This window comes from Ensifer sp. ZNC0028, from assembly GCF_000799055.1.
In the GTDB taxonomy this organism is placed as follows: domain Bacteria; phylum Pseudomonadota; class Alphaproteobacteria; order Rhizobiales; family Rhizobiaceae; genus Ensifer.
In genome coordinates this window covers 45,846-71,446 of the sequence record NZ_JTLA01000085.1, presented here as the reverse complement: position 1 = coordinate 71,446, position 25,601 = coordinate 45,846, and the positions used below count along the sequence as shown (strand labels likewise).

Annotated in this window: 22 protein-coding genes; 12 read left to right on the top strand and 10 right to left on the bottom strand. The window is 63.5% G+C overall.

What is annotated here, in order from left to right; genetic code table 11:
* Both L981_RS19700 and L981_RS33360 read left to right on the top strand, forming a co-directional pair.
* A partial coding sequence (locus L981_RS19700; protein WP_043619914.1) for a peptidoglycan-binding protein occupies window positions 1–1,151 on the top strand: 1,151 nt, incomplete at its 5' end.
* A gap of 64 nt (window positions 1,152–1,215) precedes the next feature.
* Window positions 1,216–2,970, top strand: a complete 1,755-nt coding sequence (locus L981_RS33360; protein ID WP_197067169.1) for a caspase family protein — start codon at window positions 1,216–1,218, stop codon at window positions 2,968–2,970.
* A gap of 4 nt (window positions 2,971–2,974) precedes the next feature.
* Here the strand turns inward: L981_RS33360 and smc are convergent, their stop codons facing one another.
* From smc to L981_RS19680, 3 genes are all read right to left on the bottom strand, one after another.
* Window positions 2,975–6,436, bottom strand: a complete 3,462-nt coding sequence (smc, locus tag L981_RS19690; RefSeq protein ID WP_043619912.1) for a chromosome segregation protein SMC — start codon at window positions 6,434–6,436, stop codon at window positions 2,975–2,977.
* A 105-nt stretch (window positions 6,437–6,541) separates the two neighbouring features.
* Window positions 6,542–7,381: a DsbA family protein gene (locus tag L981_RS19685; protein ID WP_043619910.1), complete on the bottom strand. Its 840-nt coding sequence runs from the start codon at window positions 7,379–7,381 to the stop codon at window positions 6,542–6,544.
* Between the two features lie 219 nt (window positions 7,382–7,600).
* The gene (locus L981_RS19680) at window positions 7,601–8,107 is read right to left on the bottom strand and encodes a DUF721 domain-containing protein (protein WP_043619908.1); all 507 of its coding nucleotides are present in this window, start codon (window positions 8,105–8,107) and stop codon (window positions 7,601–7,603) included.
* A gap of 92 nt (window positions 8,108–8,199) precedes the next feature.
* Between L981_RS19680 and mutY the strand changes: the two genes are divergently transcribed.
* From mutY to L981_RS19665, 3 genes are all read left to right on the top strand, one after another.
* A complete protein-coding gene (gene mutY, locus L981_RS19675) occupies window positions 8,200–9,288 on the top strand; it encodes an A/G-specific adenine glycosylase (protein WP_043619906.1) in 1,089 nt (362 codons plus the stop codon).
* A gap of 60 nt (window positions 9,289–9,348) precedes the next feature.
* Complete coding sequence (locus L981_RS19670) at window positions 9,349–9,966, top strand: HAD family phosphatase (protein WP_043619904.1); 618 nt, start codon at window positions 9,349–9,351, stop codon at window positions 9,964–9,966.
* Between the two features lie 342 nt (window positions 9,967–10,308).
* Window positions 10,309–10,998: a hypothetical protein gene (locus tag L981_RS19665; protein ID WP_156134161.1), complete on the top strand. Its 690-nt coding sequence runs from the start codon at window positions 10,309–10,311 to the stop codon at window positions 10,996–10,998.
* Between the two features lie 57 nt (window positions 10,999–11,055).
* On the opposite strand, the gene L981_RS19660 is transcribed toward L981_RS19665, so the two are convergent.
* From L981_RS19660 to L981_RS19645, 4 genes are all read right to left on the bottom strand, one after another.
* Window positions 11,056–11,457, bottom strand: a complete 402-nt coding sequence (locus tag L981_RS19660) for a YkvA family protein (protein WP_043619900.1) — start codon at window positions 11,455–11,457, stop codon at window positions 11,056–11,058.
* A 240-nt stretch (window positions 11,458–11,697) separates the two neighbouring features.
* Window positions 11,698–12,828 carry a site-specific DNA-methyltransferase gene (locus L981_RS19655; RefSeq protein WP_043619897.1) on the bottom strand — a complete coding sequence of 377 codons (1,131 nt, stop codon included), beginning with the start codon at window positions 12,826–12,828 and terminating at the stop codon, window positions 11,698–11,700.
* A gap of 196 nt (window positions 12,829–13,024) precedes the next feature.
* The gene (locus L981_RS19650) at window positions 13,025–13,375 is read right to left on the bottom strand and encodes an antibiotic biosynthesis monooxygenase (protein WP_043619895.1); all 351 of its coding nucleotides are present in this window, start codon (window positions 13,373–13,375) and stop codon (window positions 13,025–13,027) included.
* A gap of 3 nt (window positions 13,376–13,378) precedes the next feature.
* Window positions 13,379–13,699 carry an NIPSNAP family protein gene (locus L981_RS19645; protein WP_043619930.1) on the bottom strand — a complete coding sequence of 107 codons (321 nt, stop codon included), beginning with the start codon at window positions 13,697–13,699 and terminating at the stop codon, window positions 13,379–13,381.
* A 95-nt stretch (window positions 13,700–13,794) separates the two neighbouring features.
* Here L981_RS19645 and L981_RS19640 point away from each other — a divergent pair, with 95 nt between their 5' ends.
* Entirely contained in the window at window positions 13,795–14,475 is a 681-nt protein-coding gene (locus tag L981_RS19640) for a helix-turn-helix transcriptional regulator (RefSeq protein WP_043619893.1), read from the top strand.
* 15 nt (window positions 14,476–14,490) lie between these two features.
* Here L981_RS19640 and L981_RS19635 read toward each other — a convergent pair whose 3' ends face one another.
* The gene (locus L981_RS19635) at window positions 14,491–15,159 is read right to left on the bottom strand and encodes a GntR family transcriptional regulator (RefSeq protein ID WP_034801282.1); all 669 of its coding nucleotides are present in this window, start codon (window positions 15,157–15,159) and stop codon (window positions 14,491–14,493) included.
* A 180-nt stretch (window positions 15,160–15,339) separates the two neighbouring features.
* Here L981_RS19635 and L981_RS19630 point away from each other — a divergent pair, with 180 nt between their 5' ends.
* Entirely contained in the window at window positions 15,340–16,035 is a 696-nt protein-coding gene (locus tag L981_RS19630) for an HAD family hydrolase (protein WP_043619891.1), read from the top strand.
* Between the two features lie 228 nt (window positions 16,036–16,263).
* Window positions 16,264–17,370 (top strand): ABC transporter substrate-binding protein, encoded by a 1,107-nt coding sequence (locus L981_RS19625; RefSeq protein ID WP_043619889.1) that lies wholly within the window; start codon window positions 16,264–16,266, stop codon window positions 17,368–17,370.
* A 68-nt stretch (window positions 17,371–17,438) separates the two neighbouring features.
* Here the strand turns inward: L981_RS19625 and L981_RS19620 are convergent, their stop codons facing one another.
* Entirely contained in the window at window positions 17,439–17,990 is a 552-nt protein-coding gene (locus L981_RS19620; RefSeq protein ID WP_043619928.1) for a hypothetical protein, read from the bottom strand.
* A gap of 281 nt (window positions 17,991–18,271) precedes the next feature.
* Here L981_RS19620 and thrC point away from each other — a divergent pair, with 281 nt between their 5' ends.
* From thrC to L981_RS19600, 4 genes are all read left to right on the top strand, one after another.
* Window positions 18,272–19,672 (top strand): threonine synthase, encoded by a 1,401-nt coding sequence (thrC, locus tag L981_RS19615; RefSeq protein WP_043619887.1) that lies wholly within the window; start codon window positions 18,272–18,274, stop codon window positions 19,670–19,672.
* 16 nt (window positions 19,673–19,688) lie between these two features.
* A complete protein-coding gene (locus tag L981_RS19610) occupies window positions 19,689–20,990 on the top strand; it encodes a pitrilysin family protein (protein ID WP_043619885.1) in 1,302 nt (433 codons plus the stop codon).
* A gap of 306 nt (window positions 20,991–21,296) precedes the next feature.
* The gene (locus L981_RS19605) at window positions 21,297–21,908 is read left to right on the top strand and encodes a GNAT family N-acetyltransferase (protein WP_043619883.1); all 612 of its coding nucleotides are present in this window, start codon (window positions 21,297–21,299) and stop codon (window positions 21,906–21,908) included.
* Window positions 21,908–24,817: an EAL domain-containing protein gene (locus tag L981_RS19600; protein WP_043619881.1), complete on the top strand. Its 2,910-nt coding sequence runs from the start codon at window positions 21,908–21,910 to the stop codon at window positions 24,815–24,817. Before L981_RS19605 ends, L981_RS19600 begins: the two co-directional genes overlap by 1 nt.
* Before the next feature lie 116 nt (window positions 24,818–24,933).
* On the opposite strand, the gene L981_RS19595 is transcribed toward L981_RS19600, so the two are convergent.
* Entirely contained in the window at window positions 24,934–25,539 is a 606-nt protein-coding gene (locus tag L981_RS19595) for a YqgE/AlgH family protein (protein WP_043619926.1), read from the bottom strand.
* Between the last annotated feature and the right edge of the window lie 62 nt (window positions 25,540–25,601).

The window sequence follows — 25,601 nt, the reverse complement described above, 5'->3', positions numbered from 1 at the left end:
AGGTCGGCACCGCCTTCAAGCGGGTCGTGCGCGACGTGCGCAAGGAGACGCAGGGCAAGCAGCAACCGCAGATCCTGTCCTCCCTGTCACTCGAGTTCTATTTCGGGCCGGAGACCGTAACGCCGCAGCCGCAGCCTGAGGCCGTTCAGCCGACACTCGCGGTGCCGGCCGCCGACCCCGCCGCGCTCCTGGCGGAGGTCGATTTCAAGAAGGCGTTGAGGATCGGAACGCCGCGGATCTGGCGCTTCTACATCGAAAAGCACCGTACCGGCGAATATGCCGAACTCGCACGCCGGACGCTGGAGCAGATCGAACCAGCGGCGGTGCGCAACCAGTCGCATCTGCCGCAAGCCGTCGAGGCGCGGCTGCTGCCGGACAAGGGCCGGCGACGCGATATCCAGTTGGCGCTGACGGCAAGAGGCTTTGACGTCGGTACTGCCGACGGTGTTTTCGGCGGGCAGACACGCGACGCCATTAAGCGTTTCCAGGGCGCCAACAGCCAGAGCGGTACGGGGTTTGTCACCGAACAGACGGCCGAAAAGCTCGGCGTGAAAGTCAACAGCGCAGCCGAGGGCCTCTACAGCGCCAAGACCGCGCGCGTCTACGACATAAACGACCTCGAGGGGCTGGAGACAGATCCGCGCGTCCTTACCGCCATCAAGTGTCTCGGCGGGTCCCCAACGGTCTACGGCGCCTTCGAAGGGCATCTCTACGTCGTCGCAAGGACCGGACCAGCCCGTGCCTTTTATGCCGAACTCCTCGCCAAGAACTGCGGCACCCACGTCGCGTCGATCTCATCTCAGGCGGAAAACAGCTTCATCGCTTCGCTCTTCAACGCGGACCCGACCTTTATCGACACGGGTTACTACCCGCCGGACAACATCAGCTACAAGATCGGCCCATGGATCGGACTCGTCCAAGACCCGCAGGGCAAGGAGCCGAAAGGCGGCTGGCGGTGGGACAATGGCGAGGCCCTGACCTATTCGAAGTGGTTTCCGGGGATGCCGAACGAGAGCAAGCCGGGCGACGATACCGCGATGTATTACCTTCACCGGGAAGGTCGGCTCGATTTGACCAACGCCTATCTCGACACATGGGACGATATGGGGCCAGGCAACTCGGCTGTCAGCGTCGTGCTCGAATTCGAATGAAGAGGCCCGGCTCAGACAATCCGTTTCCGGCTCAGGGGCTCGGAGGGCCGTCATGAAATGGCGCATGTTGATCACATCCCGGCTGCTGTCGGTCGTGATCGTCCTTTTTGCCGTCGGGCACGCTCTCGCTGAAGACGGCAGGCGGCTGGCGCTTGTCGTTGGCATGACGGACTACGTTGCGGCTGGCGTGCTGCCGAATGCCGTGCGCGACGCCGAAGCCTTCGACGCCTTTCTTAAGGAGCAGAGCTTTGAGACCGACCTGGTGCTCAATACGAACCGTCGCGGTCTTGCCGAGGCGCTCGCGCGCTTCTCCCGCAAGCTTGGTCCCAACGATGTCGCCTTGTTCTACTATGCCGGACACGGCATGCAGTTGCGCGGCGAGAACTTCCTCGTTGGCACCGATGCGCGGCTCGAAAGCGAGTTCGACGTTCCGGCCGAAACCATGCCGCTTTCGGAGATCATGAGCGCGCTGGAACAACGCGCGAAAATCTCCCTGATCTTCCTCGACGCCTGCCGCAACAATCCGCTCGCAGACAGGCTCAACCGCGACGTGGCGGGCACAAGCCGCGGCGGCGCCACCAGAGGCCTCGCACCGATCGAAACGCAGGGCGCCGGCACACTCGTTGCCTTTGCCGCGGCGCCCGGACAGGTGGCGGCCGACGGAACCGACGGGCATTCGCCCTTCACCCGGGCGCTGATCACCAATCTCTCCGGCCCAGGGGTCGAAATCGGCACCGCCTTCAAGCGCGTGATCCGTGAGGTGCGCTCGGCGACGGGCGGCAAACAGTCGCCGCAGATCCTCTCCTCGCTCGATCTGGAGTTCTATCTCGACGGCAGCGCCACGGCTGAAGCACCCCAACCGTTAAAAGCCGACAATGCCGATATCGCCGCGCTCGACTTCAACAAGGCGATGCGCGTGGACACGGCCAGGACCTGGAAGCGCTTCATCGCCAAACATGGCGAGAGCAACTATGCCGACGCGGCGCGCCAGTCCATTCAGCGGCTCGGCAAAAGCGACGACTTCAAATCATCGCTGGCTGCGATGGCGCAGGAACAGAAGATGCTCGACAGCAAGGACAAGCGCGCGACCGCGCAGCTGGCCCTGCAGAGCAAGGGTTTCGATACGGGTGCTACGGACGGCGCCTTCGGTGGCCAGACACGCAGGGCGGTCACGGCGTTTCAGGCGGCCCGCGGGCTGAAGCAATCCGGATTTCTCGACCAGGAGACCGGCGCGAGCCTGGGCCTCACCTTTGCCCGCATCGACCAGGACATTCTTTCGGCCGCCAGCGCACGGCGCTATGACGCCACCGATCTCGAGGGACTGGAGGACGAACCGGTGATCGCCATGGTGCGGTGTCTTTCGCCTCTACCCCTGACCTATGGAACCTTTGCCGGCCACCTCTATGCAGCGGCCTATGACGGGCAGCAGATCGGCTGGCAGCAAGCAAAAGCGATCGTCGAGCGCTGCGGCGGTCACCTCGCCACGATCGATTCCAGCGATGAAAACACCTTCGTCGCCTCGCTCGTGAATACCGACGACCGGTTCTTCAGCAGTTCGTTCGAAGGCGGCGAGCACCGGCGGGTTGGGCCGTGGCTCGGGCTTTCGAACGAAAACGGCAGTGCCGAAGGGTGGAGATGGACAACGGGTGCTGCCGTTACATTCGGCAGATGGTTCAGGCGGCCGCCGGAAAAGACAGGGGCGGCAACGCTTTACGCGGCCTATAGGGCCAACAAGGTTCCCCTGTCCGCCTACGTCGACACCTGGGAGGCGCGCGATCCATCGCGGCCGGTCTCGGGTTTCATCGCCGAATTCGAATGAACGATCAGACGACTTCGCGCAGGCGCTCGGCGGTCTGCAGGTCGACGGAGACGAGCTGCGAGACGCCCTGCTCGGCCATGGTCACGCCGAACAGGCGGTTCATGCGGGCCATGGTGATCGGATTGTGGGTGATGATGATGAAGCGAGTTTCGGTCGAGGCCGCCATCTCGTCCATCAGGTTGCAGTAGCGCTCGACATTGTGGTCGTCGAGCGGGGCGTCGACTTCGTCGAGCACGCAGATCGGCGCCGGATTGGTGAGGAACACGGCGAAGATCAGCGCCATCGCTGTCAACGCCTGTTCGCCGCCCGAAAGCAGCGTCATGGTCTGCGGCTTCTTGCCCGGCGGGCGGGCGAGAATTTCAAGGCCCGCTTCCAGCGGATCGTCGCTCTCGATCAGCTGCAGTTCCGCCGTGCCGCCGCCGAAAAGGTGGGTGAACAGCCGCTGGAACTGCACGTTGACAACGTCGAATGCGGCGATCAGGCGTTCGCGGCCCTCGCGGTTCAGGTTCTGGATGGCGCTCCTCAGCTTGCGGATCGCCTCGATGACGTCGTCGCGCTCTCGCAGCAGCAGGGCGAGCTTTTCCGAAAGCTCCTTCTGCTCCTCTTCGGCGCGCAGGTTGACGGCGCCAAGCCGCTCGCGCTCGATCTTCAGCCGTTCGAGTTCGCGCTCGACATTGCGCATGTCGGGCAGCGCCTCATCGACGGCAAGTCCCGTCAATCGCATCACTTCGTGCGGCGGGCAGGAGAGCGCTTCCTGAATGCGCGCCTCGATCTCGACGCGGCGTTCACGGGCGGAGACCAGGCGCTCCTCGGCGCGGCCGCGCTTTTCGCGCGATTCGGCCAGTTCGGACAGCGCGGTTGCGGCCAGACGGTCGGCCTCGCGCTGGCGGTTCTCGGCCTCGGCAAGCAGATCGGCCGCTTCGCGCCGCGCCGCTTCCGCCTTCTGCAACTCGTTCATCAGCGCCCGGCGCTTGTCCTCGAACTCGTCGGGCGCATCGATCAGCTCTTCCACCTCGTCGCGGGCCTCCGCTTCGCGGTCACGCAGGGTCGCGATATGGTCCTCGGCACTGGCGGCACGCGCCTTCCAGGTCTGCCGTTCCACCCCGATCGCGGCGATGCGACGCTGACGGGCCTCGTTCTCGCGCGCCAGGCCATCATGGGCGGCGCGGGCCTCGGCGACGGCGGCGCGATCGGCAGCGACATCGGCGGTCTGCGTGCGCAGCTTCAGTTCCAGTTCGGAGAGATCGGGCGCGTCCGCCAGCGCGTCGTTGGCCGTCTCGATCTGCTCAGCCACCTCTTCGACCTGCGCTTCGATCTGGCTGCGCGATTCGGCAAGCACCGCCCGCCTGCGTGCAAGGTCGCCGGAGGCGCGTTCGGCCGCAGCAAGCGCGTCACGGGCCTCGGCAAGCTGTCGGGTGATCATGCGTTGCGCGTCGCGCGCAAGCCGCAGCCTTTCGTCCTCGGCGCGGATACGGCTACCGGCGGCGGCAAGTTCGGCCTCGGCGCGGCGCAACGCTTCCGCCGCACCGTCTGCCTCCGCGTCAAGCTCGGCCAGCCGGTTCTTCTGCGCCAGCCGCAAGGCGGCAGCACTTGGCGCCTCGGAGCCGGTCACGTGGCCGTCCCAGCGCCAGACGGAGCCCTGCTTGGTGACAAGGCTCTGGCCGGGTTTCAAGAGGGGCAACAGCCGCTCGGCGTCCGCCTCGTTTGCGACAATGCCGATCTGCTTCAGGGCGCGGGTCAGCGCGTCGGGCGCCTTCACATGGGCAATCAGCGGGCTAACGCCTTCCGGCAAATCGGCGTCGCCGGCATGGTCCCCGGGCGCGCGCCAATGGGCGGGCGCATCGGTTTCAAGCGGTGAGTCGAGGTCGTCGCCCAGTGCGGCACCGAGGGCTGTTTCGAAGCCGCGGTCGACCTTCATCTCCTCGACGACGGCGGGATAGGCGCCACCGGCCACCGCCTCAAGCATGCGCCGGATGGTGCGCGCTTCTGTCTCGATGCCGTTCAGCACGGCGCGGGCGCGATCCACGGGCTGGCGCGCTTCGACCTCCGTGCGCCGCGCTTCGGCGAGGCTTTCCTCGATCGCGATCACATTGCTTTCAGCTTCTTCCAGCGCAGCTACTGCGACCTCGACCTGACCCTGCTTTTCGTGCGGATCAGGAAGGGCTGCCATCTGGCGGTCGAGTTCGTCGAGATCGCGCGACTGGTCGCCAAGCTGGCGGGCAAGGCGCGCCTGGCGCTCCGAGAGGTCGCGCAGCGTGCGCTCCAGCTGGTTGCGACCGGCCTGCGCCTCGGCACGTTCCGCCGTCAGCCGCGCCAACAATGCCTCGCTGCCGACGAGTTTTTCGTTTGCCTCTTCGAGGCGCTCGCGCGCTTCCGTCGCACGGTCGTCGGCCTCGGCGAGCATGTCGTTGAGTTCGGCTTCCTCTTCGTCGAGGCGCGAAAGAATGCCGGCATTGTCGACGACAAGGCGCTCTTCGCGGGCGATGTCCTCGGCCAGTTGCGCCAGCCGGCGCTGCAACTCGTCGCGGCGCCTGAGGATGCGGCCGGCGTCTTCTTCGAGCTGCGAACGGGCGATCTGCAGGCGCTGGAGGGCGGCGGCGAACTTCGCTTCGTTCTCGCGCAGCTCCGGCAGCTTCAGGCTGGCGATCGCCTGGTCCTTGGCCGCCTGCATCTGCTGCTGCGCCTTTTCCGCAACCAGCGCCGTCACCTGATTGAGCTGGCTCGTCGCCTCGGCCTCCGCCTCCTTGGCTTGCACCCAGCGAATATGGAACAGGATCGCCTCATGCTTGCGTATATCGGCCGAGAGCATCTTGAAGCGGTTGGCCTGGCGCGCTTGGCGCTTGAGGCTCTCGATCTGGCTTTCGAGCTGCGAGGTGACGTCGTCGAGGCGTTCGAGATTGGTCTCGGCGGCACGCAGGCGCAGCTCCGCCTCATGGCGGCGCGAATGCAAGCCGGAGATGCCGGCCGCCTCTTCCAGGAGCTGGCGACGGGCCTGCGGCTTGGCAGCGATCAGTTCGCCGATGCGCCCCTGTCCGACCATCGACGGCGAGCGTGCGCCGGTCGAGGCGTCAGCGAACAGAAGCTGCACATCCTTGGCGCGCGCTTCCTTCCCGTTGATCCGATAGACCGAGCCCTGCTCGCGCTCGATGCGGCGGCTGACCTGGATCTCGTCGCTGTCGTTGAAGGCGGCGGGCGCCGTGCGGTCGCTATTGTCGAGATAGAGGCCGACCTCGGCCGTGTTGCGCGCAGGTCGGTTGCCGGATCCCGAAAAGATCACGTCGTCCATGCCGGAGGCGCGCATGTTCTTGTAGGAGTTCTCCCCCATCACCCAGCGCAACGCTTCGACGAGGTTCGACTTGCCGCAACCGTTCGGTCCGACGACGCCGGTGAGCCCCCGCTCGATGATGAATTCGGTCGGCTCGACGAAGGACTTGAAACCGAGCAGGCGAAGCTTGTTGAACTTCATGGGACGGACACTGGGGCTACGAGATGCCCCCCTCTGCCATCAGCCCAGACAAGAAAAACGGGCGCACAGCTGCTGCCGTCGCCCGTTTTCAGGAAAAGCGAAGGATCAGAGCTTGCTGTCGATGAGGGCCGACATAACGTCAACCGACATGTCCCCCGAATAGTGCTCGCCATTGACAAAGAAGGTCGGCGTCGACTGAACCCCGAATTCCTTGGCGCCCCGTTGCATAACAGAGTTCACATCATCCAGAAGTTTTTGGTTCGTCAAGCAGGCCTCGAAGCTCTCCTGTGTAAAACCGGCGAGTTTGGACATCTGCAGCAGGGCGTCGCGGCCATTCTGGGCTGCAGCCCACTGCTGCTGCTGCTTGAAGAGCATCGAGATCATCGGGAAGTACTGGCCTTCCGGAGCGCAGCGCGCCAGCATGAAGGCGGCCGCAGCGCGCGGGTCGAACGGGAACTCGCGCAGCACGAAGCGGACCTTGCCGCTGTCGACATACTTCGTCTTGATCGCTTCGAACGTGTTGTTGTGGAAGGCGGCGCAGTGCGGGCAGGTCATCGACATGTATTCGACGATGGTCACCGGCGCGTTGGCGTCACCGATCGCCATTTCCGGCAGAGCACCCGGCTCCATCAGCTTGGCGACGTCGACGGAACCTTCCGACGAAGGAAGCTCGACCTTGACGGGCGCGGCGGTCGTCTGCGCGACTTCGGTGCCGGCAGCAGGCTTGGCTTCGGTGGTGGCCGGCGTCGCGGTCGTCGATGCGGTGGTCGTTGCGTCCGTTGCCGGCTTGGTTTCGGTCTTCGCTGCCGTCTCGGTGGCTGCGGCCGGGGCGGTCGATGCCGTTTCCTTCTTTTCGTCGCTGCAGGCAGCAAGCACCAGGGCGACGGTTGCGATGGCGGCACCGCTGAGCAGGCGTTTGGTAAGGTTCATTGCGGAAGCGGACATGATTTGACCCGTGTTCGGAGGGAATTGCAGTGCGGATTCGATATCTTGCCGCGCGCAGGGCGGCAAGTGGCGCGGCGTCAACAGAATTCAAAGAATTGTGACCGACCGATGGCTGCCCGGAAGCGCAGTTCGATCTCGGATATCCGCGCTTTGCGCTTTAGGCCTCTGGTTTTCGCATGCCGTCGCCGCAAACCGCTGGGGAGTTTTGCGCGACATGCCTTAGCGTCGGCGTGGGTTAAGCACAGCGGTGCCCAGTCGCCGCAAGGCCGCCTTCAGCTCTTCGCTTTCGATGCCTTCGACCATCGTTTCGAGCCGGCGCGCGGGCTCGCCCGATAGCGGCTTCGGCTTGCCGCGGTGCTTCGGTTGTTGGGAGACGGGCTTCTGGACGATGCGCAGCTGGCCGATGGCATAAAAACCGAAGAAGCCGTTGATCCGTTGGATCAGTTCACCCTGTGCATGGGTCAGAAACAGGGCGCGCGCGCCCTCGCAGGCAACCGTCAGCACGCCCGGCTGGTGCCCGCCCTCGCCCATGATCTCGGAGGCGCGCCGCGGCCAGGCGATCTTTTCGGGCCGCGTGCAATCGGCAAAGTCTTCGCCGGCGATTTCGTCCCAGGAGCCGAGCAGCATGGTGTTGATGCCCGCGCGCTTGGCGAGCACCGGGTCGATCAGGCCGTTCGCGACTTCGCTGATCTGGACAACGCCCTTCCGGGACTTCTGCTCGCTCACGTATGGACTTTCTGTAGGCAATGTCGATTGAGCCTTGATGCTGCGGCTCCGCTTCGCCAAGTATAGGCCGGAAAAGGAACTTCCGGCAAATCATGCACGATACGATACCGGCGGCAGACGCCGCGCCCCTGCTTTTGGAATGGTACGACAGGCACCATCGCGACCTGCCCTGGCGGGTTTCGCCGCCCATGGCGCGCCGAGGCATCTTCGCCAATCCCTACCATGTCTGGCTTTCCGAAGTGATGCTGCAGCAGACGACGGTGCAGGCGGTAAAAGCCTATTTCGAAAAGTTCCTGTCGCTGTGGCCGACCGTCGAGGATCTGGCGCAGGCCGACAATGAGGACGTGATGAAGGCATGGGCCGGGCTCGGCTACTATGCCCGCGCCCGCAACCTGAAGAAATGCGCCGAGGCCGTCGCGAACGACCACGGCGGCCGTTTTCCCGATACGGAGGACGGGCTGAAGTCGCTTCCCGGCATCGGCGACTATACAGCCGCCGCGATTGCGGCAATCGCGTTCAACCGCAGAAGCGCCGTTCTCGACGGCAATGTCGAGCGGGTGATCTCGCGTCTCTACGCGATCGAGACGCCGCTGCCGGCGGCAAAGCCCGAGATGCGGGGCCGCGTCGCCGCGCTCACCCCCGGCGAGCGCCCGGGCGATTTCGCCCAGGCGATGATGGATCTCGGCGCGACGATCTGCACGCCGAAGCGCCCCGCCTGCTCGCTCTGTCCCTTCCGCGCCCACTGTCGTGCGCTTTCCGTAGCAGACCCGGAAACCTTTCCGCGCAAGGCGCAGAAGAAGGACAAGCCGCTTCGGCGCGGTGCTGCCTTCGTCGCGATCGATGGCGACAACGCGGTCTATCTGCGCAAGCGGGCCGAGACGGGCCTGCTTGGCGGCATGACCGAAGTGCCCGGCACCGACTGGACGTCGCGGCAGGACGGCGACACCTCGCTTGCCTCGCAACCCTTTGCGGCCGCCTGGGAAGATTGCGGCACCATCAGCCACGTGTTCACGCATTTCGAGTTGCGTCTCTCGGTCTACCGCGCCAATGTCGCGCGCGCGGGAACGCAGGGCAACGGCTGGTGGGAACCGTTTCACTCACTGAGCGCCCAGGCGCTGCCGACGGTAATGAAGAAGGCGATCGCCCAGGCGATCCCGCATGCCTTCAAGGCGGAACGCTAGCGCGGGTACGGGGTCACCCGTCCCGCTCCAACTCCGAAAATTCAAGCAGGGAATTCGTTCATGAGCAGCATCGAGATCCGTCACATCGTCTTCGACATCGGCAAGGTGCTGATCCACTACGACCCCAACCTGCCCTATAGCCGCATCATCCCCGATGAGGCCGAGCGCGAGTGGTTCTTTGCCAATGTCTGCACCCATGACTGGAACATCGAGCAGGACCGCGGCCGCTCGTGGGAAGAAGCCGAAACGCTGCTGATCAAGGACTTCCCCGAGCGCGAAGAGCAGATCCGCGCCTTCCGCAAATATTGGCAGGAGATGGTGCCGCACGCCTATGTCGAGACGGTGTCGCTCATGGAGCGGCTGATCGCCGAAGGGCGCGACGTGACGATGCTGACCAACTTCGCTTCCGATACGTTCCGCGAGGCACAGGTCCTCTACCCCTTCCTGACCTTGCCACGCGGCGTCACCGTTTCGGGCGACGTCAAGCTCATCAAGCCCGATATCGCCATCTATGAGACGCACACGCGGACCTTCGATCTCGACCCGTCGGCCACGCTCTTCATCGACGACAGCATTCCCAATGTCGAAGCCGCGCGGCTTGCCGGTTGGCACGCGGTGCATTTCGTCGATCCGGAAAAACTGAAGGCCGATCTCGCCGGCTATGGCATTCATCCGTAAGCTGGAACTGCCGATAGCCGATGGCTCCTGTTCGTGGCGGCACGATTCCGCCATGAATCATATTTACTACCTGCGATTGCGTAATCGCAGAGGTAATATATGAATAGTTTAGAATTTTCAGTAATTCCAGACGGCGCCGCCAAGGACGCCTTCATCGACGAGCTCTACGCAACGACCGAGGCCAGCTTTCGCGACGAGGTGCCTCCGGAAGAGTTTGGAGAACGGTTTTCAGATACCCGTTTCGTCGTCGCCAGACGCGATGCCAAACTGGCGGGCTGGCTCAGCCTTCGGCCGCCGACTGAAGGCGACGACAAGAGAGCGGCCGATCGAGGCTGGCACGCCATGCCTTCGCACGACCTGCACGACGCCGAAATTCTCGCGCGGCTCTTTCGGCTTGCAGCCGTAGAGGCCGGTTCAGAAGGCATAAATTGGCACTCCCGAAAAACCGCCCTCAACCAGCAGGTCGTCGAAATGACCGGCGCGACCGCGCTTCGGGATCTGTTCAGGACCTGGCAGGCGTCACCCAAGCGCTGGCCGGCCGCAATCGCAAAACCCGAGGACGGTGCCATCGTTCACGCCGTCTACGCACCTCTTCCGGAAGATCTCCTCACAAAGTTCGTGAACTTCCTTACACGCGCGGGGATATCGAACTGCAGTGGAGAAACCTGCACCACGACCTGGGAGGCGGACGCCGTCGCCCAACGTATCGCGGACTGGGATGAAAACGGGCTGCTGATGCAGATGCTGGAGCGTGACGACCTCGTCGTCGCCGAGGCCTACGCCTTTGTCTGGAGCGATGAAATGATGATCCACATCACCGAACACCATGCCCCGTCTTCCGGGCTGATTGCCCTGGTTGCCGCCCTGCTTCAGCGCATACCCGCGGCATATCCCGATATCAGGGTCGCCACCGTCGAGTTACAGGAAGACGAAAGAGCACGCCTCGAGCCTGTGCTCGCCAGTTGCGGCTTTGAGGACAAAGGCCCGCGGACGCTCTTCCATTTGCGCCCAGAGGGAACGCCGGTTCTCTAAAGGCGGTGTATCCTCCATTCAACGCGCGGCGGCGGCACGGGTCGCCGCCGTGCATAGTCAAGGCCCGGCCGCGATGAAGCGCCATGCCAGCCAAGCCGCAAGGACAGCGGCCACGAACCAGATGCTCAGGATTGCAATAAGGCCGCTTCGGCCGGACGGACGCCCTTCGAGTGTCGTCGCCCGCTCTCGGAATTCTTCCATCAGCGCCGGCGGCACCAGACGCACCGCCAAGAGGATGCCGAGCGGAACGAGGACCAGGTCATCGAGGTATCCGAGTATCGGAATGAAGTCCGGGATCAGGTCGACCGGCGAGAGTGCATAAGCCGCCACAGCACCGGCAAAGAGTTTCGCCGAAAGCGGCGTTCGACGATCTCGCGCGGCGAACCAGAGCGCAACGACGTCCCGTTTGATTTGCCGCGCCCATTGCTTCACGCGCTGGAGACGATCGGGCAAGGCCATGCGGATGACACTCTTGTTCGGATGAAAGCTGGTCTGCCCGAACCCTATTGGCGGATGCGTAGATTGGCAATCGGCCTCAGGGCTGGCCGGTTGCTTCATACGCTCGGCCCTATGGCCCGGACATACAAATGCCCGGAATCCTCACATCGAGGGTTCCGGGCATTTAAAGCTCTCCTTCCGGGACTGAAGGTACAAAAACCGGTCAGAGCGCTTTTCGAAGGATCCGGCGGAACTGGTTGATCAGTTCAGTTTTGCCAGATCATTTCGAATGACGGTTCTGAGTTCGTCGATGGGCTTCAGGGTGTTCCCCTCTTCGAAGTGCCAGAATGTCCATCCGTTGCATGCATCAAGCCCCTGGACCTTGGCGCCCAGGCGATGAATTGAACCGGCCTCGCCGCCGGAAGCGACCGTGCCGTCGGCGCGAACGATCGCGCTGTAGCGGCGCTTGGCGTCCGTCAAAACCGTACCGGGCTTGATCAGCCCGCTTTCGATCAGCGTGTTGAAGGCGACGCGCGGCTCGGCCTTCTTGCCGGTCATGACCGACAGCATTGCCTTGCCGAGCGGTTCGACCGCGTCGATGCGCGCCGATGCCGCATCGATGTAATCCTGCTCGCGCTCGATGCCGACGAAATGGCGGCCGAGGCGCTTGGCGACGGCGCCGGTCGTGCCGGAACCGAAGAAGGGATCGAGAATGACGTCGCCCGGCTTGGTCGAGGCCATCATGATGCGGGCAAGCAGCGCTTCCGGCTTCTGGGTCGGATGCACCTTCTTGCCGTCGTCGTCCTTCAGGCGCTCGTGGCCCGAGCAGATCGGGAACAGCCAGTCGGAGCGCATCTGCACGTCGTCATTGGCCGCCTTCATCGCATCGTAGTTGAAGGTGTAGCCCTTGGCGCTGGCATTCGGCGTCGCCCAGATCAGCGTTTCGTGGGCGTTCTGGAACCGGCGGCCCTTGAAGTTTGGCATCGGGTTGGTCTTGCGCCAGATGATGTCGTTGAGGATCCAGAAGTGCAGGTCCTGGAGGATCGCGCCGACGCGGAAGATGTTGTGGTAGGAGCCGATCACCCAGAGGGTGCCGGTCGGCTTCAGCACGCGGCGGCAGGCGAGCAGCCAGGCGCGGGTGAAGGCGTCATAGGCCTCGAAGGAAGCGAACTGGTCCCACTCGTCATCGACGGCATCGACCACCGACTGGTCGGGGCGGGTCAGCATGCCGCCGAGCTGGAGGTTATAGGGCGGGTCGGCGAAAACGACGTCGACCGAATTGTCGGGAAGCGCATTGAGCGCGGCCACGCAGTCACCCTTGATGATGGTGTCTAGCCAGCCCTGCGGACGGGCGGAGCGGGAGACTTCGGCAAGCGAAACAACTGAAGACATGGACAACTCGCAAATACGCTTACTCGGAACGGATCATGGAGCGTATGGTTACCGAAGATGGTTACCAAAGCCTGAAGGCCGTTTCGAAAAAGTGCGTAGTCACGCTATGTTAGAGAGGTCTTCTGGAGTGAACAGGAAAGGCGGGAACGGGGATGTACCGCCTCCTGCCGCAGCGTTTAAGCGTCTCGGACGCGTTTCACCTGCTGTCGTGAAAGGCGCGGCTGTCCGAAGGCGCCTCATGGCGCTCGTTCAGCCCGTAGTCGCGGATCACGGAAGCGATGCGCAGGCGGTAGTCTGCAAAGACGCCGTGGCGCCCGGCATCCTGGGCGGCCCGATGTTCGGCGCCGTTCCGCCAGGCCTTCACCGCCTCCTCGTCGCGCCAGAAAGAAAGGGAAAGCACCTTGTCGGGATTGGTCAGACTCTGGAACCGTTCGATCGAGATGAAGCCATCGATGTCGTCGAGAAGCGGCCGCAGGTCGGCGGCAATGCCGAGATAGGCGTCACGCCGGCCCTCGGCCGGCAGGACTTCGAAGATGACGGCAATCATGGTTCACTTTCCTCCTGTTGGCATCGAGACGTTCTTCAGGAAAATCCGATCCTCCTTCAGGATAAACCGCTCGCGGCGGGAAAAGGCATAATTTTCCCGGCCGAGCGGATCGGCAGCAAGCCGGGCGCGATAGGCCTCATAGGCGGCGAGGTTCTCGATGTTGTAAACGCCGTAAGCCGTCGTCGCCGATCCCTCGTGCGGGCCGAAATAGCCGATGAGATCGGCGCCGCAGCGCGGAATGACTTCGCCCCAATTGCGCGAATAGGTGGCGAACTCGTCCTTTTTGAAGGGATCGATTTCGTAGCGGATGAAACAGGTGATCATCGTCATCTCCAGGTTTTTGCGGGCCCTTCGCCCGGTCTTCGATGAGGTGACTATGCCCGCTTGTCTGTCGGGAATGCTTCGATTACGATCGAAGTATGAAGGAAGGTCCAGACATCGCTCTCATCGGTTCGCTGATCGGCGATCCCGCCCGCGCCAACATGCTGACGGCGCTGATGGGCGGCAGCGCGCTGACCGCAACCGAGCTTGCCACCCATGCCGGCATCACGCTGCAGACCGCCAGCTCCCATCTCGCCAAACTTGAGGCCGGCGGCCTGCTCAGCCAACGCAAGCAGGGCCGTCACCGTTATTTTCAGCTGGCAGAAGACGAAGTCGGGCTGATGCTCGAGAACCTGATGGGCTTTGCCGCCGGCCGCGGCATGACCCGCCACCGGCCCGGGCCGAAAGATCCGGCACTGCGTAAGGCGCGCGTCTGCTACAACCACCTGGCCGGCGACTATGGCGTGCGCATGTATGACAGCCTGATTGCCGAAAAGCAGATCGAAGTCACCGGCGACGACCTGGCGCTGACGCCCGACGGGCAAAGCCGGATCGAGGCGCTCGGCATCGACTATACGGCGCTGAAAAAATCCCGCCGCCCGATATGCCGCACCTGCCTCGATTGGAGCGAGCGCCGTTCGCACCTGGCCGGCTCGCTTGGCGAAGCGCTGCTGACGCTGTTCATCGACAAGGGCTGGGCCAAGCGCGAGGCGAACAGCCGCGTCATCCGCTTCACCGCCAATGGCGAGAAGGCTTTCTCCGAGCTGTTTCCGCAGTAGCTGCTGCCAGCCACTTTAGCCGACGATGGAAAAGGCCTCACGGGTTTCGCCCGCGGCGGTCCTGACCGGCGTCTTGCCGATCCAGCCCACATGCCGTTCGAGGATCTTTGCCGCCTCGTCGCCCCGGCCCTCGCGCAAGGCGGCGAGAATCGCGCGGTGATCGTGGTCGGTGCGCGCCTCCCAGCTCGTGCGCCAGGCGGAAAACAGGAAGCGGGCACTCGCCGCATGCAGATCGTCGATCGCCGCAAGCAGCCGCGGCATGCCGCAAGGTTCGAGGATCAGCCGGTGGAAGGCGCGGTTTGCCGCCTCCCAGGAGCGCACGTCGCGCGATGTATCGGCAGCGGCCGTTGCCATCTCGGCCCGATCGAGGATCGCCGGCGTCAAATGCGGGATGGCATGGCGAAGCGCCAGAACCTCCAGCACCGCGCGCATTTCGGCGACCTCCCTCACCTCCTTCAAGTCGAAGGAGGCGACGCGAACGCCGCGGCGCGGTTCGCTGACGGCAAGGCCCTGGGCCTCCAGCCGCCGAAAGGCTTCGCGGACGGGCACATGGCTCGCACCGAATTCCTCGGCGATATGATCCTGCCGCAAGCGCTCCCCCGGCATCAGCATGCCGGAGATGATCCGCTCGGCCAGGGCCTTGCTGATGCGACTTGCGAGCGTATCGTCCTGCTGCTTTTCCATCGCCTACTGATAGAGCCGCGAAACAATGCTGTCGAGCAAGCGCACGGGCGGTTTCGATAATTTCCAATGGTTGAGCTTTGGCCTACCATCGTATAAAAGCTCTGCCGTACGAAAGCCCCGCGCCGCGCGAACATTCCTCCCCCCGCCTGCGGCGCCTCTCCTCCCAGGGAACTGTTCCATATGACCGGTATCGATCTCATCATTTTTGATTGCGACGGCGTTCTCGTCGATTCCGAAATCATCGCATCGGAAGTCGAAGCAGCACTGCTGACAGAAGCGGGTTACCCGATCAGCGTCGAGGAAATGGCGGAGCGTTTTGCCGGCATGACCTGGCACAACACGCTGCTGCAGATCGAGAAGGAAGCAAGCATTCCGCTTTCGGCCCAGCTCATCAGCAAGGTCGACACCATCCTCGACGAGCGCCTGGCCCGCGACCTCAACATCATCGACGGCGTCAAGCCGATGCTGGCGCAACTGACGCTGCCGCACTGCATCTGCTCCAACTCGACCTCGGCGCGGCTTGCCATGATGCTCGGCAAGGTCGGCATCAAGGACCATTTCGGCCGCCACATCTATTCGGCGCGCGACCTCGGCGCCGACCGCGTCAAGCCGAAGCCGGACATCTTCCTGCACGGCGCCAAGCAGATGGGCGTCGACCCGTCGCGGGTGCTGGTAATCGAGGATTCCGTCCACGGCATCCACGGCGCACGCGCCGCCGGCATGCGCGTCGTCGGCTTCACCGGCGGTTCGCACACCCATCCCTCGCATGCCGACCAGCTGACCGAAGCGGGTGCGGAAACGGTAATTTCGCGCATGACGGCGCTGCCGGGCGTGATCGCCGCCCTTTCCGCATGGTCGGAGTCGATGACGGCCTGACTGGCCGCAGGCGGTTGCGCACCGCCATGCCCCTTTCGCTCCGGCTTTCGGCCGGAGCGGGAAAGAAGCCTTCGGCCAACACGGCAGACGTCCAATTAGACGCCGAGGGACATGATGACACATTGCAGTGGCGTCACGTCCCCTAGAAAATCTTCCCGGTTTTCGAGGAGCCGCGCACGAGGGCCGTACCAAGCAAGCCCCATCGGGGTATTTTTAGGAGGAAACACAATGCGTCTTTCAATGTTGACCGGCCTGACCCTGGCGGCCAGCGTCGCCTTCGGCCCGCTCGCCTTCGCCGACATCACCATTGGCGTGATCACGCCGCTTACCGGCCCGGTCGCGGCCTATGGCGAGCAGGTGAAGAACGGCGCGGAAACGGCTGCAGACGAGATCAACAAGGCTGGCGGCATCAATGGCGAGAAGATCGTGCTGAAGATGCTCGACGACGCCGGCGATCCGAAGCAGGCCGTTTCGGTTGCCAACCAGGCTGCCGGTGAAGGCATCCGCTACGTCGTCGGTCCGGTTCTGTCCGGCACCTCGATGGCGGCTTCGGACATCCTTGCCGAAAACGGCATCCTGATGGTGACGCCGACGGCAACAACGCCTGACCTCACCACCCGCGGTCTCTGGAACGTGCTGCGCACCTGCGGCCGCGACGACCAGCAGGCCGAGGTTGCGGCCGCCTATGTGCTCAAGAACCTCAAGGACAAGAAGGTCGCCGTACTGCACGACAAGGCGCCTTACGGCAAGGGCCTCGCTGACGGCTTCAAGAAGGCGATCAACGCTGGCGGCATCACCGAAGTCGTCTACGAAGGCCTGAACCCGGGCGACAAGGACTTCAGCGCCATCGTCACCCGCCTGAAGGCCGAAAACGTCGATGTCGTCTACTTCGGCGGCTACCATCCGGAAGGCGGTCTGCTCGCACGCCAGATGCACGACCAGGGCGTGAAGGCGCAGATCTTCGGCGGCGACGGCCTGTCCAACACCGAGTTCTGGGCAATCGGCGGCGAAGCTGCGACCGGCACGGTCTACACCAATGCCAGCGACGCGACCAGCAACCCGGCCTCGGCTCCGGCTGTCGAAGCGCTGAAGGCGAAGAACATCCCGGCCGAAGCCTTCACGCTGAACGCCTATGCCGCCGTCCAGGTGCTGAAGGCCGGCATCGAGAAGGCGGGCTCCGCTGAGGACGCGACCGCGGTTGCAACCGCGATCAAGTCGGGCGACGCCATCGACACGGTTCTCGGCAAGCTGACCTACAGCGAAGCCGGCGACCTCACCTCGCAGGCTTTCTCGCTCTACAAGTGGGAAGGCGGCAAGAGCGTTCCGGCTGAATAAGCCGCACACAATGGAAATGAAAACGCCGGGGCAAGCCCCGGCGTTTTTTATGCGGCATGGGCCGCTGCTTATTTCTTCTTGCCCTTGGCCGGCGGGCCTTCGTCGAAGCCGACATAGACGGTGACGTTGGATCCGGCACCGGCCGGCAGCGTCACGTTGGCCTTGGTGAAGACGAACTGGCCGGAGCCGGTCGAGGGGATCTCGACGGCATGCTGGGTCAGCTCGGAATAGAGCGTCTTGTCCTCATCGGTCGCCGCAACGCGGATCGGCATCGTGACCTTGCCGGGGCCGCCCGCGGGTCCGCTGACCACGCGTCCCTGAACCACCACGGTCATCGTCAGCGAGTTCTCGCTCTGGACGCACTGGCGCGTGGTGTCGGCAAGAGAGGCCTGGTAGACGACCTTGGTCGGGTCGTTCTTGGCGCCCTTGGCGTAGCTGGTGAAGACCGACGTGCCGTCACGCAGGATGACCTGCGGGCACGCGGCCTGAACGACGGCCGGCGTCGGAGCAGCGGCACTGCCGCCAGCATCGATCGCCCCACCGGATTGAGTCTGATTGCAGCCGGCGAGGACCGCGAGAAAAGATATTGCGAGAACAGGCCGGGATACTTTGCCAAACACGTTGAACAACCTCTGCTGGACCGGTTGAAACTCCTTGACCGAAATCTCGGCCGGAAGACCTTTCATGGCCTTCGGGCATCGTCTATAGCAGCGACAAACTGAAAAATCGATTGGGTCAGTCCGTCCCTTCCGAATTTTCCGAAGCTAGTTTTGCGACCGGAAATTGGGTCGGTGACAAGAATAGATGCAGACTTTGTCAAGGACTGACGCAATAAGACGAGCGTGTCGCGACGACGTTTCCCAAGGTCGCCGCAACCCTTGAGGTGGGACGAAGGACAAAGATGGTGAAGTATATCTCGACGCGCGGCGAAGCCGCTCCTCTCGGCTTCTGCGATGCGCTGCTTGCCGGTCTTGCGCGCGATGGCGGTCTCTATCTCCCCAAGGAATGGCCGACCTTTTCCAAGAAGGAAATCCGCGGCCTGCGCGGCAAATCCTATCAGGACATTGCCTTCACCGTGCTCGAGCCCTTCATCAATGGCGAGATCCCGGCGGCCAAGTTCCGCGAAATGATCGACGAAGCTTACGCCACCTTCCGCCACCCGGCGGTGGCGCCGCTGGTGCAGACCGGACCGAATGCCTTCGTCATGGAGCTCTTCCACGGCTCGACGCTCGCCTTCAAGGACGTGGCGATGCAGCTGCTCGCACGGCTGATGGACTATGTGCTTGCCGAACGCGGCGAGCGGGCCACGATCGTCGGCGCGACCTCGGGCGACACAGGCGGTGCGGCGATCGACGCCTTTGCCGGTCGTGAGCGTACCGACATCTTCATTCTCTTCCCGCACGGCAAGGTCTCGCCGGTGCAACAGCGGCAGATGACGACCTCGAGCGCATCGAACGTTCATGCCATCGCCGTCAACGGCAACTTCGACGACTGCCAGAACCTCGTCAAAGCGATGTTCAACGACGCCGCCTTCCGCGACCGCGTCAAGCTTTCGGGTGTCAACTCGATCAACTGGGCGCGCATCATGGCCCAGATCGTCTATTACTTCACGACGGCGGTCGCGCTCGGCGGGCCGGACCGCAAGATCTCCTTCACGGTCCCGACCGGCAATTTCGGTGACATCTTCGCCGGCTACGTTGCCAAGCGCATGGGCCTGCCGATCGACAAGCTGATCATCGCCACCAACGAAAACGACATTCTCGCCCGCACGCTGAAGACCGGCCGCTACGAGATGCGCGACGTCAAGGCGACCACCGCACCGTCGATGGACATCCAGATTTCGTCGAACTTCGAACGGCTTCTGTTCGAGGCGAACGACCGCGACCCGGGCGAAATCCGCTCGGCGATGGACGGGCTGAAGCAGTCCGGCTCCTTCACCATCCGCGAGAAGGCGCTGAAGGCGATCCGCAAGGAGTTCCGCGCCGGTCGCGCCTCGGAGAAGGACGTCGCCAAGACGATTGCAAAGACGCTTGCCGACACGGGCTATCTGCTCGATCCGCACAGCGCCGTCGGCGTCTTCGTCGCCGCCAAACATGAGAAGGCGTCCGCTCCAATGGTGACGCTTGCGACCGCCCATCCGGCGAAATTCCCGGACGCGGTAAAATCGGCAAGTGGTATTGACCCGGCGCTTCCGACGTGGCTTGCTGACCTGATGAACAGGGAGGAGCGTTTCGATATCCTGGATCCGGACCTGAAAACCGTCGAGACATTTATCGGCGAGCGGACCCGCCTCCGGGGGTAAGAACGAGAAGAAACGTATGATGAAAGTTGAGTGCACCCGGCTCCCTTCCGGGTTGACGGTGGTAACCGAGCAGATGCCGCATCTTGAAAGTGTGGCGCTCGGCGTGTGGATCAAGTCCGGTTCGCGCAATGAAACCCTCGGCGAACATGGCATTGCCCATCTGCTCGAGCACATGGCTTTCAAGGGCACCGCGCGGCGCACCGCCCGTCAGATTGCCGAAGAGATCGAGAATGTCGGTGGCGAGGTCAATGCTGCGACCTCGACCGAGACGACCTCCTATTATGCCCGTGTCCTGAAGGATCACGTGCCGCTCGCGGTCGACATCCTCGCCGACATTCTGACCGAGTCCAGCTTCGACGACGAAGAACTGCGCCGCGAGAAGCAGGTGATCCTGCAGGAGATCGGCGCTGCCGACGACACGCCCGACGATGTCGTCTTCGACCGCTTCGCCGAGACCGCCTATCGCAACCAGACCGTCGGCCGGCCGATCCTCGGCACCCCGGATACGGTCATGTCGTTCTCCGCCGACCAGATCCGCCAGTATCTCGGCCGCAACTATACGACCGACCGCATGTTCGTGGTCGCCGCCGGCGCCGTCGAGCACGATGCCTTCGTTCGCCAGGTCGAGCAGCGCTTCGCTTCTCTTCCGCGCACGCCGATCGCAACGCCTGTGATGGAAGCTGCGCGCTATACCGGCGGCGAGAGCCGCGAAACCCGCGACCTGATGGACGCGCAGGTGCTGCTCGGTTTTGAAGGCAAGGCTTACCACGCCCGCGATTTCTACTGTTCGCAGATCCTCGCCAACATTCTCGGCGGCGGCATGTCCTCCCGCCTGTTCCAGGAAGTGCGCGAGCATCGCGGCCTCTGCTACTCGGTCTATGCCTTCCATTGGGGCTTTTCCGACACCGGCATCTTCGGCGTACATGCCGCGACCGGTGGCGAGAACCTGCCGGAATTGATGCCCGTCATCGTCGACGAGCTGCGCAAATCTTCGATGAACATCGAGCAGCAGGAAATCGAGCGCGCCCGCGCCCAGATCCGCGCACAGCTTTTGATGGGCCAGGAAAGCCCGGCGGCCCGCGCCGGCCAGATCGCCCGACAGATGATGCTCTACGGTCGCCCGATCCCCAACGAGGAACTGATGGAGCGCCTCTCCGGCATCACGATCGAGCGCCTGACCGACCTTGCCGGTCGGCTGTTCTTCGACACGATACCGACGCTTTCGGCGATCGGCCCGCTCGAGCAGCTTGCCCCGATGGACGACATCCTGTCGTCGCTGACCGGCAAGGCCGCCGTCCCGCACGCCGTCGCAAGCTAAGCCGAAGGCTTAACGGCCGGGCTCCGCTTCATCAAAACGGTGAAGCGATCCCGGCCTCCCAAACAGTGAGCAATATCGCACGGGCGGCGCTTTCAAGCGCCGCCCGGAAACTACGTTCGGCCAGCCGGCGCGCCGCGGATGACGACAGCGTGTGCGAATGGTGAAGTCTTTGCACCTTTTCGCAAAATCGGATTCGATTTGCGCGCAAAGTTGTGCAACGTTTCGATTTGTGACGGCGCAAAGGCGTGCCGTCGGGCGGATGGTACAAGGTCCTCGCGCGTAAACGGAACGGCCTCGGAGGCAGCTATGACACGATCGGTTTTTCGGTTCCTGTCGCGGCAGCCGGAGACGATCGAAATCGCCGACCAGAATTACCTGCTCCGCCTCCCCCGCTATTCCGATTACCGCCAGTGGTATCAGCTCAGAAGCGACAGCCGCACCTTCCTGGAGCCGTGGGAGCCGACCTGGCGCACCGACGAAATGACCGAGAGCGCCTTTCGCAGCCGGGTCATCCGCAACGAACAGGAATATGCCTCCGGCCAGGCGGTACCGCTCTTCCTTTTCCACAAGCCAGGCGAGGTCCTGCTCGGCGGATTGACCATCGGCCACATTCGCCGCGGCGCCGGGCAAAACTGCATGATCGGCTACTGGATGGGCGCGCGCCACGCCGGCAAAGGCCACATGTTTGCGGCCCTCAAGCTCGCGATCCCCTACATCTTTTCGACCCTTGAGTTGCACCGTATTGAAGCAGCCTGTATTCCGGACAACTCAAGAAGCATCCGGCTCCTTGAAAAGGCCGGTTTTGAGCGTGAAGGCTATTTAAGACAGTACTTGAGAATCAACGGCCAGTGGCGAGACCATCTGCTCTTTTCTCTCCTGTCCGACGATGCCGTACCGAACAGGAATATGCCCCTTTGATGCCTCTAGCCCGCTCGCCCTTCGCCTGGTCAGCCTCCAAGCTGGCAGCGTTTCTGATAACGCTCACGACGATTTTCTGTGCGCTCGGCGGCGCGGCCCAGGCTTTGGAGCCGGTCAAGATTTCGCGTGAAGACACGGCGCTCGACCTGACGGCGACGACCGAAATCTACAGCGGCCGCAACGAAGCCTTTCAGGTTTCGACAGCACCCGGCACCGACGGCATCGTGCGACGAATCGAAGTGCGCTCCAACAGCGAAGGCCATCAGGGCGACTGGGCGGTGTTCGCGCTCGCCAACGTTTCGGCCGAACAGCTCGAGCGCGTGATCGTGGCGCCGCACTTCCGACTGGTGAATTCCAAGCTCTTCTGGCCGGACCTCGGCTCCAAGCGCATGCTCTCGATCACGCCGAGCGAAGGCTCCGCGCTCACCCGCGAACCGAGCGACGAGGCGGACGTCTTCCGCGTCTCGCTGGCGCCGGGCGTCATCATCACCTTCGTCGCCGAGCTGGCGACACCGGACCTGCCGCAAATCTACCTCTGGGAGCCGGACTCCTACAAGGACACGGTCAACGCCTTCACGCTCTATCGCGGCATCGTGCTTGGCATCGCCGGCCTGCTTGCGGTGTTCCTGACTATCCTCTTTGTCGTCAAGGGCACCTCGATGCTGCCGGCGACGGCGGCACTTGCCTGGGCCGTGCTTGCCTATATCTGCGTCGACTTCGGCTTCCTGTCGAAGCTCATCAGCGTGACGGCGGGCGACGAGCGAATATGGCGAGCGGGCACCGAGGTCTTCCTCGCGGCCGGCCTCGTGATCTTCCTGTTCACCTACCTCAATCTCAACCGCTGGCACCAGCATCTGGGCTATGCCACGCTCGCCTGGATCCTCGGCCTCGGTCTGCTCTTCGGCGTCGCCGTCTACGACCCGGCGATCGCGGCCGGCATCGCCCGTCTTTCCTTTGCGCTGACGGGCACCGTCGGCATCGTGCTGATCGCCTATCTCGGCTTCAACCGCTACGACCGCGCGATCCTGCTCGTTCCCGCCTGGCTGCTGATCCTCGTCTGGCTGTTCGGCGCGTGGCTGACGGTCACCGGCCAACTCGCGAACGACATCGTGCAGCCGGCGCTCGGCGGCGGTCTCGTTCTGATCGTGCTCCTGATCGGCTTCACCGTCATGCAGCATGCCGTTGCCGGCAGCGGCTACCAGCAGGGCCTGTTCTCCGATCTCGAGCGCCAGTCGCTGGCCCTCACCGGATCCGGCGACACCGTCTGGGACTGGGACGTCGCGCGCGACCGTGTGGTGACCATGCCCGATATCTCGACCCAGCTCGGCCTGTCGCTCGGTAGCATGCACGGCCCCTTGCGCAACTGGCTGCCGCGGCTGCATCCCGACGATCGCGACCGCTTCCGCGCCACGCTCGACGTGCTCCTCGAGCGCCGCCGCGGCAAGCTCAATCATGAATTCCGCGTGCGCGCCGAGGACGGTCACTATCACTGGCTCTCGATCCGCGCGCGGCCGGTGCTTGGCGCCAACGGCGAAATCATCCGCTGCGTCGGCACGATCATCGACATCACCGAACAGCGCAATTCGGTCGAACGGCTGCTCCACAATGCGCTTCTCGACAACCTGACCGGCCTTCCGAACCGTCAGGTCTTCCTCGACCGGCTGCAGGCGATGCTCTTGATGGCCGACGGCAGCAATTCCGTTCGCCCGACGGTGCTTGCGATCGACATCGACCGCTACAAGCAGGTCAACGATCTCTTGGGCATTGCCGCCGGCGACAACATCCTGATCGCACTGACGCGGCGCCTGCGCCGGCTGCTGCGCCCGCAGGACACGCTGGCTCGTCTCGGTGGCGACCAGTTCGGCCTGATCCTGATGTCCGAGCGCGATCCCGCCAAGGTTGCCGACTTCGCCGACGCGGTGAGCAAGGCAATCATGGTGCCGCTCAACTACGGCAACCGCGAAATCAACCTCACCGCATCCATCGGGCTCGTCTCGTGGCTCGACCAAGAACAGAGTGCTGCCGGGCTTCTCGATGATGCCGAGCTCGCCATGTTCCGGGCCAAGAAGGAAGGCGGCAACCGCGTCGAGCCGTTCCGCCCGGCCTTCCGCACCTCCGGTTCGGACCGCATGCAGCTCGAAGCCGATCTGAAGAAGGCAATCGAGCGCAAGGAACTCTCGCTCGTCTACCAGCCGATCGTGCGGCTGAACGATGCCGAGATCGCCGGCTTCGAGGCCCTCATGCGCTGGGACCACCCCAAGCGCGGCAACATCTCGCCGACGGAGTTCATCCCGATCGCCGAGAATTCCGACCTCATCAACCAGCTCGGCATGTTCGCCTTCGACCGGGCGACGAGCGACCTGACGGAATGGCAGCTGCAGACCGGCGACCTGCCGATCTTCGTCTCGATCAACCTTTCGAGCGCGCAGCTGCTCAACAACGAGCTTTATGACGACGTCCGCGCCATCCTCACCAAGAACCGCTGCGATCCGGGCAAGGTGAAGATGGAGCTGACGGAATCGCTCGTGATGGAAAATCCGGAGCAGGCCCGCCTCGTCCTCGAAAAGCTGAAGGAAGCGGGTCTCAAGCTCGCGCTCGACGACTTCGGCACGGGCCACTCGTCGCTCTCCTACCTCACCCGCTTCCCCTTCGACACGATCAAGATCGACAAGGCGCTGGTGCGTGACCCGAGCGACAAGCGCGGCATCCTCCTGCGCTCCGTCATCACCATGGCGCGCGAGCTCGACATGCAGGTGGTGGCCGAAGGCATCGAATCCGAGGATGACGCGATCCAGTTGTCGCAGATGGGCTGCGACTACGGACAGAGCTTCCTCTTCGGTCCGCCGATCGGCTCGGAATCGATCCAGCGACTGCTCAAGGAACGCTTTCCGCTGATGAAGCGGGCGTAATCGCCAAGGCGACGCCACTCAGCGCGCAGACCAACGCCTTAAGGCCCGTCGGTAACAATCCGGCGGGCTTTTCGTTTCTGCGTCAAGGATCTGGAAGAGAGCGGTCGCGCCGCCAATCAGGCGTGGCCGGCATCCATGGAGAGCATCGCGGCTGAAACACCCATCAGCGCCAGCGCCCGATCGTATTTGTCGTCGAGCGCCTTGTCGAAGATCAGCTCGTCGCGCGCCGGGCATGTGAGCCAGCCGTTCTGGGTGATTTCCGCTTCCAGCTGCCCCGGTCCCCACCCGGCGTAGCCGAGCATCATTGTTGCGCGCACGGGCCCCTGCCCACGCGAAATGGCACGGACGATGTCGAGCGTCGCCGTCAGGCAGATATCGTCGCTGACGGGAATGCTGGAGTCGCTCAGATAATCGTCGGAATGCAGCACGAAGCCGCGCCCGGTCTCGACCGGACCGCCCGCCTGGATCTGGAAATCCCGTGTTACCTGGGGAAGCCGGATCGCCTCATCCTCATCGAGAAGATCAAGGTGAAGCAGCACGTCCGGGAAGGTCAGTTGCTGTGGCCGGTTGAGAATGAAGCCCATGGCGCCATCGTCCGAATGGGCGCAGATGAAGATGACCGTGCGGGCGAAATTGGCGTCAAACATCCCGGGCATGGCGATCAGGAACTGACCGTCAAGAAAGCCTCGCTCGCGTCTCTTTTGCGCCATCGGAGTAGCCATCATGCGAACAGCCTATCAATTCGCCGCGAAATGAAAAGCGCCTCAGCGTCGCGGCCCATAAT

Excerpts from the sequence above, each read along its gene's own strand:
- L981_RS19645 (WP_043619930.1), bottom strand. The coding sequence starts at position 13,699 with ATGATCACCTGTTTCATCCGCTACGAAATCGATCCCTTCAAAAAGGAC.
- mutY (WP_043619906.1), top strand. The coding sequence starts at position 8,200 with ATGCACGATACGATACCGGCGGCAGACGCCGCGCCCCTGCTTTTGGAA.
- L981_RS19630 (WP_043619891.1), top strand. The coding sequence starts at position 15,340 with ATGACCGGTATCGATCTCATCATTTTTGATTGCGACGGCGTTCTCGTC.
- L981_RS19650 (WP_043619895.1), bottom strand. The coding sequence starts at position 13,375 with ATGATTGCCGTCATCTTCGAAGTCCTGCCGGCCGAGGGCCGGCGTGAC.
- L981_RS19595 (WP_043619926.1), bottom strand. The coding sequence starts at position 25,539 with ATGGCTACTCCGATGGCGCAAAAGAGACGCGAGCGAGGCTTTCTTGAC.
- L981_RS19660 (WP_043619900.1), bottom strand. The coding sequence starts at position 11,457 with ATGGCCTTGCCCGATCGTCTCCAGCGCGTGAAGCAATGGGCGCGGCAA.
- L981_RS19625 (WP_043619889.1), top strand. The coding sequence starts at position 16,264 with ATGCGTCTTTCAATGTTGACCGGCCTGACCCTGGCGGCCAGCGTCGCC.
- L981_RS19600 (WP_043619881.1), top strand. The coding sequence starts at position 21,908 with ATGCCTCTAGCCCGCTCGCCCTTCGCCTGGTCAGCCTCCAAGCTGGCA.
- L981_RS19655 (WP_043619897.1), bottom strand. The coding sequence starts at position 12,828 with ATGTCTTCAGTTGTTTCGCTTGCCGAAGTCTCCCGCTCCGCCCGTCCG.
- thrC (WP_043619887.1), top strand. The coding sequence starts at position 18,272 with ATGGTGAAGTATATCTCGACGCGCGGCGAAGCCGCTCCTCTCGGCTTC.
- L981_RS19640 (WP_043619893.1), top strand. The coding sequence starts at position 13,795 with ATGAAGGAAGGTCCAGACATCGCTCTCATCGGTTCGCTGATCGGCGAT.
- L981_RS19610 (WP_043619885.1), top strand. The coding sequence starts at position 19,689 with ATGATGAAAGTTGAGTGCACCCGGCTCCCTTCCGGGTTGACGGTGGTA.
- L981_RS19665 (WP_156134161.1), top strand. The coding sequence starts at position 10,309 with ATGCCTTCGCACGACCTGCACGACGCCGAAATTCTCGCGCGGCTCTTT.
- L981_RS33360 (WP_197067169.1), top strand. The coding sequence starts at position 1,216 with ATGTTGATCACATCCCGGCTGCTGTCGGTCGTGATCGTCCTTTTTGCC.
- smc (WP_043619912.1), bottom strand. The coding sequence starts at position 6,436 with ATGAAGTTCAACAAGCTTCGCCTGCTCGGTTTCAAGTCCTTCGTCGAG.
- L981_RS19635 (WP_034801282.1), bottom strand. The coding sequence starts at position 15,159 with ATGGAAAAGCAGCAGGACGATACGCTCGCAAGTCGCATCAGCAAGGCC.
- L981_RS19685 (WP_043619910.1), bottom strand. The coding sequence starts at position 7,381 with ATGTCCGCTTCCGCAATGAACCTTACCAAACGCCTGCTCAGCGGTGCC.
- L981_RS19670 (WP_043619904.1), top strand. The coding sequence starts at position 9,349 with ATGAGCAGCATCGAGATCCGTCACATCGTCTTCGACATCGGCAAGGTG.
- L981_RS19605 (WP_043619883.1), top strand. The coding sequence starts at position 21,297 with ATGACACGATCGGTTTTTCGGTTCCTGTCGCGGCAGCCGGAGACGATC.